This window comes from Pseudothermotoga thermarum DSM 5069, assembly GCF_000217815.1.
Lineage (GTDB): Bacteria > Thermotogota > Thermotogae > Thermotogales > DSM-5069 > Pseudothermotoga > Pseudothermotoga thermarum.
The window spans coordinates 894643-912787 of sequence record NC_015707.1 but is presented as its reverse complement, the minus strand read 5'-3'; the positions used below and the strand labels follow the sequence as shown (position 1 = coordinate 912787).

General features: G+C 39.1%; 18 protein-coding genes. 12 read left to right on the top strand and 6 right to left on the bottom strand.

Annotated features, from left to right (window positions below; translation table 11 throughout):
* Positions 1-3: 3 nt before the first annotated feature.
* From THETH_RS04725 to THETH_RS04715, 3 genes are read left to right on the top strand one after another with little or no spacing between them, the layout of a single operon-like run.
* The gene (locus THETH_RS04725) at positions 4-4077 is read left to right on the top strand and encodes a diguanylate cyclase (protein WP_013932236.1); all 4074 of its coding nucleotides are present in this window, start codon (positions 4-6) and stop codon (positions 4075-4077) included.
* Positions 4058-6229 carry a ribonuclease R gene (gene rnr, locus THETH_RS04720; RefSeq protein WP_013932235.1) on the top strand — a complete coding sequence of 724 codons (2172 nt, stop codon included), beginning with the start codon at positions 4058-4060 and terminating at the stop codon, positions 6227-6229. Before THETH_RS04725 ends, rnr begins: the two co-directional genes overlap by 20 nt.
* On the top strand, positions 6190-6948 hold the full coding sequence (locus THETH_RS04715; RefSeq protein WP_013932234.1) for an alpha/beta hydrolase: 759 nt from the start codon (positions 6190-6192) through the stop codon (positions 6946-6948). The genes rnr and THETH_RS04715 overlap by 40 nt, the downstream gene beginning before the upstream one ends.
* Here THETH_RS04715 and THETH_RS04710 read toward each other — a convergent pair whose 3' ends face one another.
* From THETH_RS04710 to THETH_RS04685, 6 genes are read right to left on the bottom strand one after another with little or no spacing between them, the layout of a single operon-like run.
* Positions 6949-7767, bottom strand: a complete 819-nt coding sequence (locus THETH_RS04710; protein WP_013932233.1) for a LysM peptidoglycan-binding domain-containing protein — start codon at positions 7765-7767, stop codon at positions 6949-6951.
* 35 nt (positions 7768-7802) lie between these two features.
* A complete protein-coding gene (locus THETH_RS04705; RefSeq protein WP_013932232.1) occupies positions 7803-8852 on the bottom strand; it encodes a protein-glutamate methylesterase/protein-glutamine glutaminase in 1050 nt (349 codons plus the stop codon).
* Positions 8815-9273, bottom strand: coding sequence for a diacylglycerol kinase family protein (locus THETH_RS04700; protein WP_245530563.1), 459 nt, complete (start codon positions 9271-9273; stop codon positions 8815-8817). Before THETH_RS04700 ends, THETH_RS04705 begins: the two co-directional genes overlap by 38 nt.
* A 4-nt stretch (positions 9274-9277) precedes the next feature.
* Positions 9278-9880, bottom strand: a complete 603-nt coding sequence (locus tag THETH_RS04695) for a 2-oxoacid:acceptor oxidoreductase family protein (protein WP_013932230.1) — start codon at positions 9878-9880, stop codon at positions 9278-9280.
* 2 nt (positions 9881-9882) lie between these two features.
* Positions 9883-10704 (bottom strand): 2-oxoacid:ferredoxin oxidoreductase subunit beta, encoded by an 822-nt coding sequence (locus THETH_RS04690; protein ID WP_013932229.1) that lies wholly within the window; start codon positions 10702-10704, stop codon positions 9883-9885.
* Positions 10701-11249, bottom strand: coding sequence for a deoxycytidylate deaminase (locus tag THETH_RS04685; protein WP_041446401.1), 549 nt, complete (start codon positions 11247-11249; stop codon positions 10701-10703). Before THETH_RS04685 ends, THETH_RS04690 begins: the two co-directional genes overlap by 4 nt.
* Before the next feature lie 289 nt (positions 11250-11538).
* On the opposite strand from THETH_RS04685, the gene THETH_RS04680 reads away from it, so the two are divergent.
* From THETH_RS04680 to THETH_RS04640, 9 genes are read left to right on the top strand one after another with little or no spacing between them, the layout of a single operon-like run.
* On the top strand, positions 11539-12072 hold the full coding sequence (locus THETH_RS04680; RefSeq protein WP_013932227.1) for a helix-turn-helix domain-containing protein: 534 nt from the start codon (positions 11539-11541) through the stop codon (positions 12070-12072).
* 15 nt (positions 12073-12087) lie between these two features.
* Positions 12088-12492 carry an adenosylmethionine decarboxylase gene (gene speD / locus THETH_RS04675; RefSeq protein ID WP_013932226.1) on the top strand — a complete coding sequence of 135 codons (405 nt, stop codon included), beginning with the start codon at positions 12088-12090 and terminating at the stop codon, positions 12490-12492.
* A gap of 1 nt (position 12493) precedes the next feature.
* Positions 12494-13372 (top strand): polyamine aminopropyltransferase, encoded by an 879-nt coding sequence (gene speE, locus THETH_RS04670; RefSeq protein ID WP_013932225.1) that lies wholly within the window; start codon positions 12494-12496, stop codon positions 13370-13372.
* Positions 13369-14172 carry a 50S ribosomal protein L11 methyltransferase gene (locus tag THETH_RS04665; protein ID WP_013932224.1) on the top strand — a complete coding sequence of 268 codons (804 nt, stop codon included), beginning with the start codon at positions 13369-13371 and terminating at the stop codon, positions 14170-14172. Before speE ends, THETH_RS04665 begins: the two co-directional genes overlap by 4 nt.
* A complete protein-coding gene (locus THETH_RS04660; RefSeq protein ID WP_013932223.1) occupies positions 14145-14660 on the top strand; it encodes a DUF501 domain-containing protein in 516 nt (171 codons plus the stop codon). Before THETH_RS04665 ends, THETH_RS04660 begins: the two co-directional genes overlap by 28 nt.
* Positions 14661-14700: 40 nt before the next feature.
* The gene (locus THETH_RS04655; protein WP_013932222.1) at positions 14701-15255 is read left to right on the top strand and encodes an RNA polymerase sigma factor; all 555 of its coding nucleotides are present in this window, start codon (positions 14701-14703) and stop codon (positions 15253-15255) included.
* Complete coding sequence (locus THETH_RS04650) at positions 15252-15602, top strand: hypothetical protein (RefSeq protein ID WP_013932221.1); 351 nt, start codon at positions 15252-15254, stop codon at positions 15600-15602. Before THETH_RS04655 ends, THETH_RS04650 begins: the two co-directional genes overlap by 4 nt.
* Positions 15603-15627: 25 nt before the next feature.
* The gene (locus tag THETH_RS04645; protein WP_013932220.1) at positions 15628-16446 is read left to right on the top strand and encodes a hypothetical protein; all 819 of its coding nucleotides are present in this window, start codon (positions 15628-15630) and stop codon (positions 16444-16446) included.
* 29 nt (positions 16447-16475) lie between these two features.
* Positions 16476-18125: a radical SAM protein gene (locus THETH_RS04640; protein WP_013932219.1), complete on the top strand. Its 1650-nt coding sequence runs from the start codon at positions 16476-16478 to the stop codon at positions 18123-18125.
* Positions 18126-18145 lie beyond the last annotated feature (20 nt).

Sequence of the window (18145 nt, the reverse complement as noted above, 5' to 3'; positions counted from 1 at the left end):
AATTTGAAAATATTACAGTTTCTAAGGGAAACCTACAATGGTAGTGAATATTTGGTGGAAGATAAGTCGATGTTGAAAGTAATGAAAGTTTTAAAACCAGAGGCAATTGGGGGATCGAAAGCAAAACTTGCAAACTTCATCTCAATGATTTCGAAAGTAAAACATCCAGGATTGCTGATTCCAGAGAGCTTTGATCTTAGGGATAAACCGGTTATATATTTGCCTTACTTTAAAGCAAAACCAGTGGATCAAGCAAATTTGCAAAGCAAAGATTTTGCAATCTTTGTTTTATCGCTTCTTAGGGAGTTTCTTCACCGTTCAATCGCTATTCCCGTTTTATCCTTAGACGATTTCATCTTTTCTGAATCTTTTTACATGATACCTCCCATTTGGTTTAACAGTAAAGAATTACCAAAAGGAGAAAAAATCGTTGTAGCCCCAGAGTTTGAAAAATACGGCACAGCATCGATTTTTTCAACTGCGTACACCTTTGGAAAACTTGCACAGAAATTTGCGAAGGAAGCAGAACTAAAAGAATTTTTCAACGACTTTGTATATGAAGATCCCACGAACAGAAAAACGCATTTGTCACTGCTTCCGCAAATATTTTCAGAAACAATCGAGAAAAAGGTGATAAAAGTTAAACCAGTATTCATGAAAAGGAACGAAGCGGACCAAATTTTACAGCAGATTTTAAACGCCAAATCTGGTTTGCAAACCATTTTGGTTTATGGTCCGCAACGTTCTGGCAAAACAACCCTACTCGATTACGTTTCAACAGAAGTTAGAAAGTTTAATATACCCGTTATATGGGTTGAGAATTTTGACACCCTCTTTCTTGCAACACTTCAACTTTTGAGTAGCGAGGACTATGAAAGTTTGGATCAAATAGATCGAAAAGTAATTGAAGAATTTTTGGCAGGTAAGCGACTTTCAGTTGACCAAATCAGTTTAACTTTGGGAAGGATTTTGAACAAAATTTCCAAGTCAGTTATCGTCATCGACGATGTTCAAGAAATGGGAGTTTCCTTGAGATCGCTAATAGAACAGCTAAATTCTTTCAATTTCAAAACTAGCCACATTTTGCTTTTGGCTTCGACTCAAATGCCTATACCAGTCAAGTACGATTATTTTATTCAACTTGAGCCGTTTGATATTCATAAAACTCAGCTTTTCTTATCTTCAATGCTTGATGTACCAGGCGAGCAAATTGAAACGCTTTCCAATTGGGTTTATACAATCTCCCAAGGTTTGCCAGGAAAAATTGTTCAAGTAGTTGACATAGCGATAAAGATTGGGGCGTTGAAATACGAAAATGAACAATTGCAGTTTGATCCATCCGCGATTTTGGCTCACGATTTTTCTGAGATCGTTGAACTAAAGCTTGATTTGGAAAAATACAAAAAAGACGGATCAAACTTAATTGCATTGTGCGGAGAAAAGTTCACGGTAGAAGATCTTGAAGCATTATTTACCTCAATGGAAGATCAAGGAATAAAGGTTAAGCCAACTCTTTCTAGTCTTCTTACAGATGGAATCGTATACTGGGAAAACAATGGTTACAGATTCACGTTGAAAGAGATTTGGGAAAAACTTTATCAAAGCATTGATGAAAAAACGCGTGAAAGGAATCATTTGATTTTGTCTCAAAAGTTTGTCGATCCAGCGAAAAAGGCTTGGCACATGCTTATGATAGGAAGAAAAGCAGCGGCAGCATGTCTTTTCTTGCTTGCAGCAAGAAAGAAGCTGAATTCTTATGGTGAACTATCCGACGCTTTGAACTATTTGAAAGAAGCAGAAAAGATTTTTCCGGCTAGACAAAGCTATGCTTTAATTAGTTTAAAACTCAAAGCCCTTTTGATCAAAGGAGAACCAAATTTACTTGAGTCTTTTGCGCTGATGCTTGAGGGAAATCAAAAATATCTTTTTGAGCAGTACGTTGCCCTTGTCGCTGCAAACAAAATCAACCTTGCACGCGAAATTGAAGAGAAAAATCCGCATATTTTCGAAGCATCAACGGATTATTCAAAGCTTAGAAAGCTGTATTGGAAAGTAAGACGCATCCTTGCAAGCGGTGAAGAAGTCTCAAAAGAGTTGATGAAAGAATTGGATATTTTGATTGGTAGACTTAAAATGAATAAAGTACATTTAAAGTTAAAAATTCAAACGCTTTTGCTGATCGCTGAAATTAGAAGAGAATCCCATCCGCTGCAGGTGATGGAAATGTTAAATTCTATTAGAAAAATATCCGAGGAAAACAATTTTCTTGATATTCTTCCAAGGATATTGTTTTCAATTGCAAGCATTATGACGACAAGTTTTGAAGCAATAAGTTTGTACGAAAAAGTAATAGAGATTGGTCATAAAATTGGATCAACTGAGTTAATTCAAACTGCCTTAAGTAACCTGGTGTGGGTAAGCCTTTATCATGGCGAAGTAGAAAAAATGTTTGCAAATCTTCAACGTTTAAGACAGCTCGCTCACTTAACAGGCATGTTGAATGTAGAAGCTTACAGCTACTTTGTCGAAGGTAATTACCATTCTTACAACCACGAGGTTGAGAATGCACTTGAAGATTTTTCGAGAGAAATAGAGATCGAAAAATACCTTGGAATTGAGCAAAGAGGTTTAAGAGGATTGGTGGCAGCTTATGCAATAAGTGGTTATATCGAAGAAGCTGTCAGGTTGATAAAAGAAAACATAGATAATCCAGCGATGAAAAATCCAGCTTTTGTGAGGTTTCGCAATTTGTTTTTGGCAAACGATGATCAAGAATTCTACAAAGCTTGGAAAGAATTTCTTTACAAAGGTGATCCTTATTGGAAAGAAGAAACTTGCCAAATATTCGGCCCAAGGTTGATAAAAGTGGATCGCGAAGGTTTCACAAGGTTCCTTGAACAGCTTGAACAAGACAACATAAGATATGGAAGCTACCTTTCGCTTGCTCAGGTGTACGAAGGGGCTGCGCTGGCTTATCAAAGTATAGGGGAAATACCTTTGGCAATAAACTACGCAGAGCGGGCAATATCCATCTACAAAAGCAGAGGTTTTGAAAACGCCGCCAAATGGCTTGAGAACAAGTTGAAGTTTGCCCCACCAATTCATCAAGTACTTTCGATTGTCGAATCTGCTAGGCAAAAAGCAAACGAAGAAGTCTCTAACCTGCTGTCCGATGCCAAAAACTTGATAGGCCAAATCATAGAATATCAAAACTTTGCCGAATACGCTCTGGATACGTTGAAAATTGTGAGTGCTCAGGATCAACTTTCAACAACTATGGAATTTTTAGCCTCAAGGTTGATGAGCCTTTTACCGATATCATCAGTGGCGTTAGTTTTAAGAAATCCCAAGGGAAAAATAGTGGAGAAAATATCGATCAATCTATCCGAAGTACCACTTAAGCCAAAGTTTTCATACACTCCACTTGAGGTTTGCAACGTTGTATCAGTTTATGAAAATTATTCATTGGTTCTTTACGTAGCCAACAAAGCGTTGTATTTGGATGAAACCATTTTCACGGAATTTTTGAGAATGCTCATCAGAATGCAAGAAATCATCGCACACGTCGTGAAGAATATCTTGATATACCAAGAGAGCATTACAGACCCATTGACCGGTTTGTACAACCGTCGTTACTTCGCGATGAAATTGAAAGAAGAATACGAAAGAGTTAATCGATACGGTGGAAACTTCTGTGTGATAGTCACTGACATCGACGACTTTAAGAAGATCAACGATAAGTATGGTCACGACGTTGGCGATGAAGTGCTTAGGTTTATATCGTCAGTCCTAAGAAGTTCCACAAGATCAACGGACGTTTTGAGCAGGTACGGTGGAGAAGAGTTTGTTCTAATCCTTCTCAACACCACAAAAAACGACGGAGTCAAGGTTGCTGAGAAAATATTAAAATCGATAATAGATACAAACCCATTTGAATTCAAGCTGACACTTAGCTTTGGGGTAAGCGGTTATCCTGAAGATCCTGCAAAGCGTCCGGAAGACCTTATCGTTTTTGCAGATAAAGCAATGTATATTTCTAAGGAAAGGGGAAAAGCCTGTGTCACGGCGTATCAGTAAAAAGTTTATACAGAAAATCGATGAACTTTTTTCACAGAAAAAGAAGGTTGTCTTGAAAGAAATTTACCGACACTTCGGTGCCACAACGAAAGATAAGAAAAAATCGATAAAGGAAAGAATATTGCAATTGATCGAAGAAGGATATTTAATACAAGACAGCGCTGGACATTACTTTAAACCGTCTCGTGAAATTGCAACTGGAACCATCGAATTTACACGAAGCGGAAACATCGCTTTTGTGAAAACTGAAAATGGAGAAGAAATCGCGGTAATGGTTGAAGATGCCAACGGGGCAATTCACATGGACAAAGTCATGGTTGAAATAATTGGAAAATGGAGAAACCTTCCAAAAGGAAAAGTTATAAAGATTTTGAAAAGAGAAAAGCGCGAAATCGTTGGAGTGTTGCAGCTTAGACGATCGAGATTTTACTTGACACCAGACGATCCGAAGATAAATTTTGAATTTGTTGTAAATGCAAAAACAGTTAAAGGTATCAGACCGGGTTTAAAAGTTGTGGCAAAAATAGTGAAATGGCCTAGGAAAAATCAGCTACCAGAAGTGGAAATAGTACAGATTTTAGGCGATGCAGAAGATCCAAGAATAGACATACCAAGTGTGATTGCAAAGCACTCTTTAAGAGTAGAATTTCCTGAAGAAGTGATGAAAGAAGTGGCTGAGCTACCAGATGATGTCACCAAAGAAGATTTGATTGGTAGAGTTGATTGTACCGATGAAATAGTTTTTACTATCGACGGCGAAGATGCCAAGGATTTTGACGATGCTGTCTCGATAAAGAAAGTTAAGGATAAATACCTTTTATCTGTTCATATAGCCGATGTCTCTCACTACGTCAAAGAAGGCTCTGCACTCGATAAGGAAGCATTCTTGAGAGGTACAAGTGTTTATTTGCTTGACACAGTTATTCCAATGTTTCCTTTCAAATTATCAAACGATCTTTGCAGTTTGGTCGAAGGAAAGATACGTTTAACCTTCACCGTTCAAATGCTCATAAACAAAGACGGTGAAACACTTGATTATAAAGTCTTTCCAAGCTATATAAAAAGCAAAAAACGACTGACTTACACGCTAGTCAACAGATACTTCGAAGGCGACGAGGAAGCAAAAAAGATACTGGGCAAGGAAATTTGCCGCTCGTTAGATCTAATGCTTGAACTATCTCAAATACTTAGAGAATACAGAAAAGCGCGAGGAGCGATTTTAGACATCGAGGGAGGAGAAGTCAAGGTTATTCTTGGAAAAGATTACTCCGTCGTTGATATAGTTCCAGTTGTGCGCGGAAAGGCTGAAATTTTGATCGAAGAATTCATGATCAAAGCTAACGAAACTGTGGCAAACATTTTCCACGAAGCTGGTTTGCCTTTCGTTTACAGAGTGCACGAAGAACCTGATCCCGAAACGCTTGTTCAATTGAAAGAATACGTAGAAGCGTTGGGTATTGGTATAAAGTTTCCAAAGAAGATCGATGCAGCCTTCTTACAGAAGATACTGGAGGCTGTAAAAAATCACCCGCTTCGATCAAGCGTCGAAAGACTTTTGGTCAGGTCGATGAAAAGAGCTCTTTATTCGGCAACGAACATTGGACATTTCGGTTTGGCTTCCTTTGCTTACACTCATTTCACATCTCCGATAAGGCGTTACCCAGATTTGGTTGTTCATAGGCTTTTGAAGATTTATCTTAAGCAAAAAGGAAAATTCACCCCAAAGCAGATTCAAAAATTTTCCGAGGAGCTACCTAAAATCGCCGAACATTGCAGTAGACGTGAACGTGTCGCGGATGAAGCAGAATGGGATTTAATAGCCATTAAAAAAGTTGAGTACATAAAAAGATTCATTGGAAAGATCTTCAACGTTGTGGTGACAAATGTAACTCACTTTGGATTGTTTGTTGAAATACCTGAAAAGCTCATATCTGGCTTGATTCACATTTCAACTTTGGATGATTATTACTACTACGATGAAAAGAAAAACATTCTTGTTGGTGAAAGGACTGGAAAAGTTTTCAAAATTGGCGATGTTATAAAAGCGAGGGTGATCAACGCCGATAAAGCCACAGGAGAAATTGATTTTGAGTACGTGGGGGATGAAAAACAATGTGGATCAAGGAATTCGAGGGAAAAAGAGGATGGGTGATTCTCGTTCACGGTTTAGGAGAACATTCAAAAAGGTATGGTTGGCTAGTTGAGTTACTTAAAACCGTCGACTATGGTTTAACGCTTTTTGATTTACCTGGACATGGAGAAAGCCCTGGAAAAAGAGGGCATTTGTCTTTCAAGAAGGTCTTTCGTTTTATCGACAGTTTGTTGGAAAGGCATCCCAATTCCTTTCTTTTTGGCCACAGTCTTGGTGGATTGATTGCCATACGTTATGCAGAAACAAGATTTTGCAAATCTTTGCGTGGGTTGATCGTTACCTCTCCTGCATTACACTTGCCCAACGTTTCACCAAGCTTGCGATTATTGGCAGCAGTAACGTCGGTAATAACTCCTTGGGTGACTTTTGACAACCGCATTGATCCAAATTTGCTTTCAACAAACAAAGAAGCTGTGAAAAGATATGTGGAAGATCCTCTGGTACACAGAAGAATTTCTGCAAAACTGGCGCACGATATGTTCACAAACTCCAAAAAGGCTATTGAAGAAGCCGAAAAGATAACCATACCTTGTTTTGTTGCGGTTGGGACGGAAGACAAGATAGTTTTGCCAACGGGCGCGGAGCAATTTTCCCAAAAAGTTGCCTCAAAGGATAAAATCTTTAAAGCTTACGAAGGATGCTTTCACGAGCTTTTTGAAGACACAACCATGTCAAGTTTGTTCAAGCAGGATTTAATCAATTGGTTGATCAACCACTGATTACTCTCCTCCAACTGCTCCAGCGGTTTCTTTCAAAACATATATGTTGTTGGAGGAGGGCAAGTAAGCCAAAGGATTTGTTGCATTGCCTGCCACAACTATTTCAAAATGTAAATGTGGCCCAGTTGTCAAGCCAGTACTTCCAACCCTTCCTATCAGCGTACCTTGTGAAACATTTTGCCCAACGTAAACAGTTATTTTTGACAAATGAGCATAACGTGTAACAACGTTGCCGCTTTTTATTTCAACCATCAAACCATAGCCGCCGTTTTCCCCTGCAAAAGTAACCACTCCTGATGTTGAAGCAAAAACTGGTGTGCCTTCGGGTGCTGAAATATCAATTCCACTGTGAAAAGAATATTTTTTAGTGATGGGATGAATCCTATAACCGAATGGTGATGAAAGTGTTCCAAAAACAGGCCATATGTAGCCCTTTTCTCTGTTGAATGCTTTACCTATAGATGATGCGGGTATGAACAACCTTTGTCCGACCCTTATAGTATCAGAGGTGAGGTTGTTGGCAATCATTATATCTGAAACCGTCGTGAAAAATCTTTTTGCTATTGTGTACAAATTATCCCCCTTGACAACGGTGTAAAGATAACCTTCCGGCTGAGGAATTATCAACTGCTGCCCTACTTTCAACTTGGTTGCATTGGATAAATTGTTCCAATCTAAGATTGTTGAGGGAGATACTTTAAACTTTCTGGCAATGTCAATCAAGGTATCTCCAGGCTGAACGGTGTAGGTAATCGTTATGTACCCCCCAAAGCAAATTAAGGAAAACAGGATGAAAAAAATTGTAAACAACCTTTGCACCCCGATCTCCCCTTTTTAAATAAATGATCTATCTTTTATCTTTCTTGTACCAATTCCACCAGCTTCTCAGCAATTTTGTAAGCTGGCAAAACAAAATCTGCGTAACCTTCCTCTATAACGGCTTTTGGCATCCCAAAAACCGCACATGTTGTTTCATCTTCAGCTATTACTTTACCAGAATAGTATTTTACCTTGAAAGCTCCTTTTTGACCGTCACGTCCCATACCAGTCAAAATAACCGCAATCGTGTTAGATTTGTAGATTTCTGCAACATAATTCAACGTAAAGTCAACGGCCGGCCTTACGTTGTTTATTTTATCAGATTTGTCTAGGAATATTTTAACATCACGGTTGACAACTTTTACACCCATATGCCAATCACCGGGTGCCACGTAGACAAAACCAGCTTTAACAATTTCGCCGTCCTCGGCTTCCTTTACGTTCAGTTCAGAAATGGAATTCAGCCTCATAGCCAAAGACTTTGTAAAAACGGGAGGCATGTGTTGAACGACGAAAATTGGAGCCGGAAAATCCTTTGGTAAAGCCGGTATGATTTGATCCAAAGACTTTGGACCTCCGGTTGAACTGCCTATTACAACTGCCTTTTGTCCTAAAATAGGTTGTTTGATTTTTAAACTAACTTTGGCAACAGTAGGCTTTGATGTCAACTTTGAAATGGGAATTTGAAGCGCTGCTCTTATTTTTTGGATCAACTCATCCGCAACAGTTCTAAAACTTAGAGAGGTTGATCCGGCGGGCTTTGTAACAAAGTCAACTGCGCCAAGCGATAAGGCGGTCAAAGTTATGTCAGCACCTTCTTCCGTCAAGCTGCTGACCATTATAACCCTTGTGGGAAACTTTGCCATTATTTGTTTAAGCGTTTCTATTCCGTTCATCCTCGGCATCTCAACGTCTAAAGTCACCAGATCTGGTTTCTTCTCAGCTATAACTTCAAGAGCCTCAAGGCCATCCTTTGCAAAACCAACAACCTGCATGTCGGGTTGTGAATCGATTATATCTTTCAAAACCATTCTCATGAAAGCCGAGTCATCCACGATAACTATTCTTGCCTTTGCGTTTGACAAAACTTGCCAACCTCCTTATCAATATCAACATTGGAAAAACGGTCAAGTATATCATCGTAAAGCCACGGGCCAAATTGAAAGTCCAGTGAAACAAAGCTTTCCCAAGTACGACTAATCCAACAATAGTTGCAAAGAGAGAGTACCACAAAACTATCCCAGCAGAAACATCTTTCACAAATTTGATTGCCGGATCAAAACTTTTGTCGTAAACATCCATCAAAGCTTCCACCAAAGTGTTGATGAGCTCCATTCCTATCACAGAAAAGACTGCAAAAGAAAGCCATAAAAATTCTTCAGCGGATATGTTCAAAAAGTAAGAAACAACTATAACCACAAAGGCCACAGCAAAATGTATTTTCAAATTTCTTTGAGCCCTTAAAGCTTCCTCTATTCCTTCAAAAGCATGCAAAAAAGATTTCAAAATATTACTCGAACCCAATTGTCCTGATCTTAATTTCGGATTTGAGTTTGTACTCCTTGTTGACGCTTTTATATCCATACTCAACCGCCTCAAGGTTCATTTTGAGATATTTTTCAGGCACCATTTCTTGAATGGCTTTCATCAAAGATTCATAGCTTACCAGCTTGGTTGCTCTCACCAAAGCACCTAAACCTATCATGTTCGCAGGTGTGGCGGTATTGAATTTCTCTATTGCCATTTTTTCAAGCGGTAGCTGAATTATCTTTCGGGTTATTGACAGTATTTGCTTTGGTACTTCCTCAAGGTGGGTGACATCCAAAAGAACTATTCCATTCGGTTTCAAAGCTTTTTGATATTCTTTCAAAGCTTTTGGATGCATAATGTACATGATTTCAAATTGTTCCGCCAAAGGATAATCTATCCATTCATCGTGAATCAGAAGATCGCAGTGAGTAAGTCCACCCCTTGCCTCTGCACCGTAAAGTTGTGTTTGTATCACATATTTTCCATCGTACATTGCCGCTTGTGCAAGAATTTTCCCCACCAGTATATTTCCCTGTCCACCAACACCAGCTATTCTCACTGCAACTGGTTCTTCAAGCCTCATGTCTACTCCTCCTCCAAAGCTTTAGCGACCACTTCTCTGTAAAGTTCCAAATAATCCGGGCGAATCTCCTGGTGGAACTCACCTATGATTATTTTATCCTTCAATTCTTCTTCGGACATAGTTTTGGCTTTTTCAAGCATAATCGAGTTTTTCTTGAAATACTCAAGCATATCGGCTGGGTTTGCAATGTTGTTGTACCTACCGTAGTAAGTGTGACAATTTGTCACAGCTTCAACAACGGCTGTGCCTTTGTGTTGAAGCGCTTTTGTTATGTATTTTACAAGCAAAGGATAATGATAAACAGTTGCTCTTGCAACATACGTAGCACCCGCCGCTATAGCCAATTTAACAGTGTCAAATGGCTTTTCAATGTTACCGTAAGGAGTTGTTGAAGCTCTTTTCTCAAGAGGGGTAGTTGGAGAATTTTGTCCACCGGTCATACCATAGATCATGTTGTTGAATATAATTATTGTGATGTCGATGTTCCTTCTGCAAGCGTGTATGAAATGATTGCCACCTATCGCCAGTATATCACCATCGCCACCTAACACAGCCACGTGAAAATCGGGTCTAGCCAATTTGACTCCAGTTGCAAACGCTATGGCACGACCATGCAGTGTATGAAGTGTGTTGAAATCGATGTAACCAGTTGCTCGAGAAGAACAACCAATTCCTGAAACAACGGCGATTCTTTCTCTATTTAGCTTAAGATCATCGATGGCTTGAAGAAAGGCTTTCAAAACAATTCCGTTTCCACAACCTGCGCACCATATCGACGGCCATCTTTCTTCCCTCAAATAAGTAATCAATTTTTCTACTTTCAAGGTTTCACCTCCAAAAGGATTTCGTCCGAAAGTTTTTCAATTGCAACTTTGCAGATTTTGAAGAAATAGTCAGTCAAAGGATCAGGATAATCGTACAGATACACAACTCTCTTTATACCAGCGTTGACAATTAAGCGTGCACAAATGGAACAAGGCTTAAAGGTGGTGTAAAGTGTGGCGCCATTTGTCGATATACCAAACTTTGCAGCTTGCATAAGTGCATTTTGTTCTGCGTGCAATGCAAAGCAAATTTCTTGATTTTCACCTGATTGTATTTTCAACCCATCCCTTATACAACCAATTGTTTCACAATGGGGAAATCCAGACGGAGGTTGGTTGTAGCCTGTCGCTAAAATCCTGTTTTCTTTGACGATCACAGCCCCAACTTTTCTGTGGGAACAACTGGACCTAGTACTCACCAACTTGCAGATTTTCATAAAATAAATATCCCAAGAGAGGTTGCTACTTTTCTCTACAAAGCTTGGGATATTCAAATTTTCAAGGTAGGTCTTTAACTTTTCCTGACGATTCTCCTTTGTTTTCATACCATGAATAATAATACACCACCTACCGCAAAAAAACAAGTAAATCCTTGCAAATTGCACGAACTTAGCCTTGAACATAAAAGTGAGCAACCTGCGTCAAATAAATAGGACAACAAATTTTGTACGATCAAAAGCGCGAAATTGGTTATTTTGTAAAAAAAACGTAAAGATAACTTATTGATATTTACAGAAATTGGTGCTTATAATTGTTAGGAAACTTGACGGACCTTGATAAATATAATGGACAAAAATGGGAAACTATTTTAAACCTAGGAGGATCGAATCCTGTATGGACCTTGGTGAAAAGCTAAAAAAGCTTAGATTATCAAGGGGATTAACTCAAGAGGAACTTGCCATGAGAACGGATCTTTCAAGAAGTTTTATATCCCAGTTGGAAAGCAACAGAACATCCTTATCGATAGATACCTTGGAAAAAATACTGCGAGCACTTGGAACCGATTTAAAAACTTTCTTCTCCGAGGAAGAAGAACCAAAGGTGGTTTACAAGAAAGAAGAAAGAGTTCCAATTTACGATGAGCCAGAAGGAGTGTCTTCATATCTTTTGATAAGTGAAACTGAGACAAAGAAAATAGACCCATTTTTAGTCATCCTTAAACCCGGTGCACAAACGGAGGAGGAAGGCTACCACGAAGGAGATGAATTTGGTTTTGTGCTTCAAGGTCGCGTGGATCTTTGGCTTGACAACGTTCGATACAAACTATCCCAAGGTGATTGCTTCTACTACAAAGCTGATAAAAAACATATGTTGAAAAATCCAAGCAAGAAAAAGGAAGCAATAGTACTTTGGTTAGAAATCTATTGATGGGGAGGGATTGCCATGAGGAAAAGTTTGGGCAGGCACCTGATAGCGGAATTTTACGATTGCGACAGACAAGCACTCGATGATGTTAACTTCATCGAGCAAAAAATGCGAGAAGCAGCCATAATAGCTGGCGCAACGATAATAAACTCTTCTTTTCACCGGTTCCTCCCCCATGGGGTCAGCGGTGTTGTGATCATTTCAGAATCACACTTGACAATCCACACCTGGCCAGAATACGGGTATGCAGCGATAGATCTTTTCACCTGTGGAGAAGACACCGACCCATGGAAAGCTTTTGATTTCTTGAAAGACGTTTTCAAAGCAAAAAGAACGCAAGTAACAGAGCACGCGCGCGGTGATTACAGCACGATAGGAATACCGGCTGATGCTCCACACAAGTTGGTAAAGGGTGGTGTCTAAGGTGTCGGATAAAGTCGTACCAGGTAGACATCTTTGGTTCTTCGATTACCACACAGGAGGAGACAGTGGACTATTTTTGAGAATTTCTCGGCTAGTACACTCCGAGCAAACACCGATCCAAAGAATTGATATCTTTGACAACCCAACACTTGGAAGAGTTTTTGCGCTGGATGGAATAGTTATGACAACCGATGCCGATGAATTCATGTACCACGAGATGCTTGCACATGTTGCGATGTTTTCACATCGCAATCCCAGAAACGTTTTGATCATTGGAGGGGGAGACGGGGGAACTTTACGCGAAGTTTTAAAACATCCACAAGTTGAAAAAGTCACAGTTTGCGAAATTGATGAAAAAGTAGTCCAAGCGGCAAAACAACACCTTTCATCTGGTCAAGCTTTCAACAACGAAAAGGTTCAAGTTGTCTTTGAAAATGGTGCTGAATACGTAAGGCAATTCAAAAACGCTTTTGATGTAATCATCGTAGATTCCACGGATCCTTCGACGAGCAAGGGAGGTTATTTATTCACACAAGATTTTTACAAAAGCTGCTTTGAAGCACTCAAAGAAGACGGTGTTATGACCGCTGAAACGGAAGATCCATTCTACGACGCCGGATGGTTGAAAATGGCTTATAAGCGCATCAGTTCTGTTTTCCCAATTGTGAAAGTTTATCATGGATATGTGCCAACCTATCCATCGGGATTTTGGAGTTATATATTTGCATCAAAGAATGTTGATCCAATAAAAGACTTCAGAGTATCCGATGCCAAGAACATGTCGCAGCAGTTTAGATATTACAACGAGGAAATCCATGTTGCTTGCTTTACACTACCAAATTTCCTTAAGAATATCCTTGCACAAGAAGTTCGCAAATGAACAAGGTACACGAGTGGATCATTGAAGTTGACGATTTTCAACCTTTGGAACAATACTTTGAAAGTATTGGTTTTTGGAACTATGCCGTCGAAAAGACGGCATATTCTTTATTTATCAAAATTTACACAGAAGATGAAAGTTTCGTGGAAAGCTTGCTAAAACGTTCAAACGCAAAGTTGATCGAGCATAGAGTACTTGAACCAAAGGATTGGTTTGTTTATCTTGAACTAAAACCCTTTCAAATAGCCCCAGGTGTGATCGTGGATCCCACTGGCAAGTTAAAAGGTATAAAGGGTGCAACCGTTGTAAAGATGTGGCCTTCCGCAGCTTTTGGAACAGGAGATCATCCTACCACCAAGCTTGCCGCACAACTTATGGTTGAAAACATCGAAAAAATTCGCTCGCTGTTGGACGTAGGGTGCGGGACCGGTATACTTGCCATAATAGCGAAAAAATTGGGTGTAGAAAAAGTAGTCGCAGTCGACAATGATTCAACCGCTTTGCAAGTAGCAGAAGAATTTTGCAAACTGAACAAAGTAAAAATAAATCTTGTGCTATCGGATCTTCTAAGTTCAGTTGAGGATAAATTTGACATGGTTGTGGCAAACATAAATACCTTGTTGTGCGTAAAATTGCTTGAGCAAATTGATAAAGTTTCCCACAAAGATACTTTGGTTGTACTGTCGGGTATCCCAAACGACGAAATGGAATTGGTTTTGGACTTTGCTTTATCGAAAAACTTTGAGATAATAAGCGTGAGAGGGATGGAAGGTTGGAAGGCAACCTTGTTGAAGATCTGAAAGTAGTTGAAAAACAACTTGGCAGACCTCCAAGAGTTTTTCGTTCAGTCAAAAGTAGATGTCCTTATGGTTATCCTGTGACAATTGAATGTCATCCTGAGTCGAATGGCTCACCGTTTCCAACTTTGTACTGGTTGACTTGCCCTTTTTTGAACAAGGTAATTTCAAGGCTAGAATCAAAAGGGATGATCAAAAAGCTTGAACAAATGGTTAGAAATGATGAAAAATTGAGGACAAGGTATATCAAAGCACATTTGAATATAATTGATTTAAGGGACAAACTTGTGACAAGCGAAAGTGTTAGATTGAAGTTAAAACAAGTTGGAACAGGTGGTATAAGAGATTTCTTAAGCATCAAATGTTTACATTTACACGTTGCCGATTACTTATCCGGCGTGGATAATCCAATTGGAGAAATAGTTTTAAAAACAATTAAGCAAGATTATGGAAATTTCTACTGTCATAGCGATGGCATTTTGTGTGAATGAACCGTAAGTCATCTTGAGTTGTCAAAATAGGAGGTAAAGGATGCAAGACGAAGAAATCGTCGAAGGGTTGAAAAAGGGTGAAAATTGGGCTTTTGAGTTCTTGTATAAAAATTACGCAGGAAAAATAGGAAGCGTGGCAAAAGCCTATTTGGGATCAGATGACGTCGATGACGTTGTACAAGAGGTGATGTTTAGAATATTTAAAGGTATAAAAAAATTCAAAGGAGATTCCAAGCTTTCAACGTGGATATACCGTATAACTGTGAACGTTTGCAAGGATTTTCTTTCAAGGTACAAAAGAAGAAGTGAAATTTTAGCGGATTTCACAGAAGACGAAGAAACGAGTTTACCACATCCCCCATCGGACATAGATACATCTGATGTTGCCACCGGAGAAATTGAGTACGAAAAAATTTTGGAAGCCATGGAGAAATTGCCAGCCGAAGATAGATTGCTCATAAAAATGAGAGATATAGACGGTTTAAGTTACGAGGAAATAAGTCAAATCTTGGGAAAACCTGTTGGAAGTGTCAAAAGCAGTTTGCATTACGCAAGGAAAAAGTTAAGAAGACTCCTTGAGGGGGCGAAGGAATGAACGAGGAAAAATTCAATCGGTTTCTTGACGGAGAAGTTGATTTAAGCGAGTTAGACGAAGATACTCAAAAGGCTGTCATTAGCTATACGAAGGCTTTAGAAGTGGCTAAAATACGTTTTAACTATCAGCCAAGCAATATGATGCGGGAAAAGTTGCTGAAAAAAATCAAATCCAGAAAAAGATTGGTTTTTGAGCTGTTGGTTGCAGGAGCAACCGCATTTGCCATATTCAACGTGTTGATCTCCAGTATACCAAAGAAAGTCACAATGCCACCGATACAGAAAGCGACAGTAAGCGAGGTTTTTGATTATCTAAGTTTGATCAAATTGGTAAACGATGGATTCTAGTTCTCTAAATTCAGGAGAGAAGAAGATGAAAAAGAAATTACTTGTGTTTTGTTTACTTTTAGCTCTAATCGTAGTTCAAGCTCAAAGTTATTTGGATTTGTTTTTGAATGCCAATTACTTTGCAAGAAGAACTGTGGTTGAAAGAGGCGGGAGCAACAGAATTCGAGTTGAACTTGTGTACAAATGGGGAAAAGATAAAATTGTGCAGGTGCTATCCCCCGTTCTTTTGATTTGGGCAAGAAGGTTCGACACTTTTGTGATCGGTCAACCAAATGACATCAGAATATCTCCTTTGGAAATTCTGGATTTGGAAGACCTCTTAATAAGAGCGTTGAAACAATATGGTGTATCAAAAGTAGAAAAGGAAGGTGCAAATTATAAGATAACCGTTGAAGGTGAAGGCGAAAATTACGTTGCAATCATAGATGAAAACGGTTTTCCAAGGAAAATCACTCGCACATCCAAAGGAATAGTTAACGAAATGGTTTACGAAACAGTGGAACCTTTGAAGGAAGATTTTGAAAAAGTCGCTAGCCGTTATAGGATAAACTTTCAAGTAGAATCAGTTAATCTACCTTTGGAAATCAAAAAAGTTCTTGAAAGCGTTTCGTGGTATACTGTGTCGAGGTTGAAGATCGGCGATCAACAAGTTGTGATGATAATAGCGAACCACAAGTCCGGAGCAATTGTAAAAGCTGTTTATTCACCATCAGAAGTCAACGTCAACGTTGAACCAAACGAAAAAATTATAATTCGAAAAGGCGAAGGATACTATGTCTATTTGATAACACAAGATGAAAAAACTTACAATGAGATACTTTCGACGCTTTCGAGTATAGAATGAATTTCGTCAAATTTCAACGGTGATATCACATGAAAGCTGTAATCGTCGATGGTTATATCGATGAACCTGCCGCACTTGGGGTACCTCCCTATATTAGCCATTATGTTCGATATGCCGCGGGAGTATTGATCAACCTAGGTTTTTTCGTCGATTATTTCACGATCGATCAAATTAGGCGCGACGATTTGTGGAAGATGTTATCTCAATACGACGTTGTTTTTGTCATCGGTGGTGTCACCGTCCCAGGAAGGTACGTTGGAGGTACACCTATCACCTTGAAAGAAATCGAAAAGATTTTTGAAATTTGCGAAAGATCAGAAAAATTGATAGCCGGACCGCTTGCAAAATTTTACGTTTCAAAAGGTGGATCAAAGGCAAGCACAATTCAGCTTAAGGATTGCAAAACCATTGGTTCAGATCTTGTTGGTGATCTTGTAAGGCTTTTCACCAATCTTAGTCCCTCTTTAAACAACTGGAACTTGGTTAAAGATGCTGCTTTAGCTGGGACTGAGATTATCAAAAAACATCCATTTTATCCACGTATCATCTGTGAGATAGAGTTATCAAGAGGTTGTGAAAGACTTGGTCATTGTTCCTTCTGCATCGAACCGGTCTTTTACCCCACTTTTACTTCTAGACCCGTGGAACACGTGGTGGAAGAAATCGTTAGTCTATACAAGGCTGGTTGTAAAGCCTTCAGACTTGGGAGAGCAGCAAATGTCTTGGCTTACTATGCGGATAGAAATTCTGGCAAACCTTGCCCACAAGTTTTTGAAGAACTTTACAGTGCGATAAGAAACAATTGCCCTGAAATAGAAATTCTTCACCATGACAATGCCAATCCTTCATACATAGTAAGGTACGAGAATGAATGTGCAAAAATTCTCGAAACGATTGTCAAGTACAACAGCCCAGGGGATGTTCTTTCATTTGGAGTGGAAAGTTTCGATGAAAAAGTTTTAAAGATGAACAACATCGGAAATTCCCCAGAAATTGTTTTGCGTGCTGTGGAAATCGTTAACGAAATTGGTTCTGTTCGAGTTGAAGGTGTTCCAAAGCTTTTACCTGGGATAAACCTTCTGTATGGTTTAATCGGCGAAACCAAAGAAACGTATGAAAAAAATTACCAGTGGTTGAAAAGAATTTTGGAGAAAGGACTGCTTCTTAGAAGAATAAACATCAGACAAGTCATGGTAGAACCAGGCACACCTTTGTGGAATTACTACCAAAAGAAAAAGATAAAAGTCGATCGAAAGTTCTTCAACTTTTACAAAGAAAAAATAAGGGCGGAAATAGATCTTCCAATGTTCAGAAAAGTTTTCCCAGTTGGAACGGTGCTTAGAAAAGTCTATCCGGAGTTTAAGGAAGGTAAAGTAACTTTTGGAAGGCAACTTGGAACGTACCCAATTTTAGTCGGAATACCCTTTGAAAACGTCGAAGGACCAATCGATGTGATAATCGTTGATCATGGGCCAAGATCTGTTACAGCTATAAGACATCCTTTTGATTTAAATAAAGTCTCATACGAAGAACTTTTGGCAATACCAAAGATAGGTAAAGCCAGAGCAGCAAGGATATTGCTCTCAAGACCATTCAAAAAATTCGAAGAAGTTGAAAAAATTTTGGATGACAAAGAAGTGGTTGAGCTTTTGAAAAATCTCAAAGCTGTGATATCATGAGCTAAAGGAGGGTTGAACGA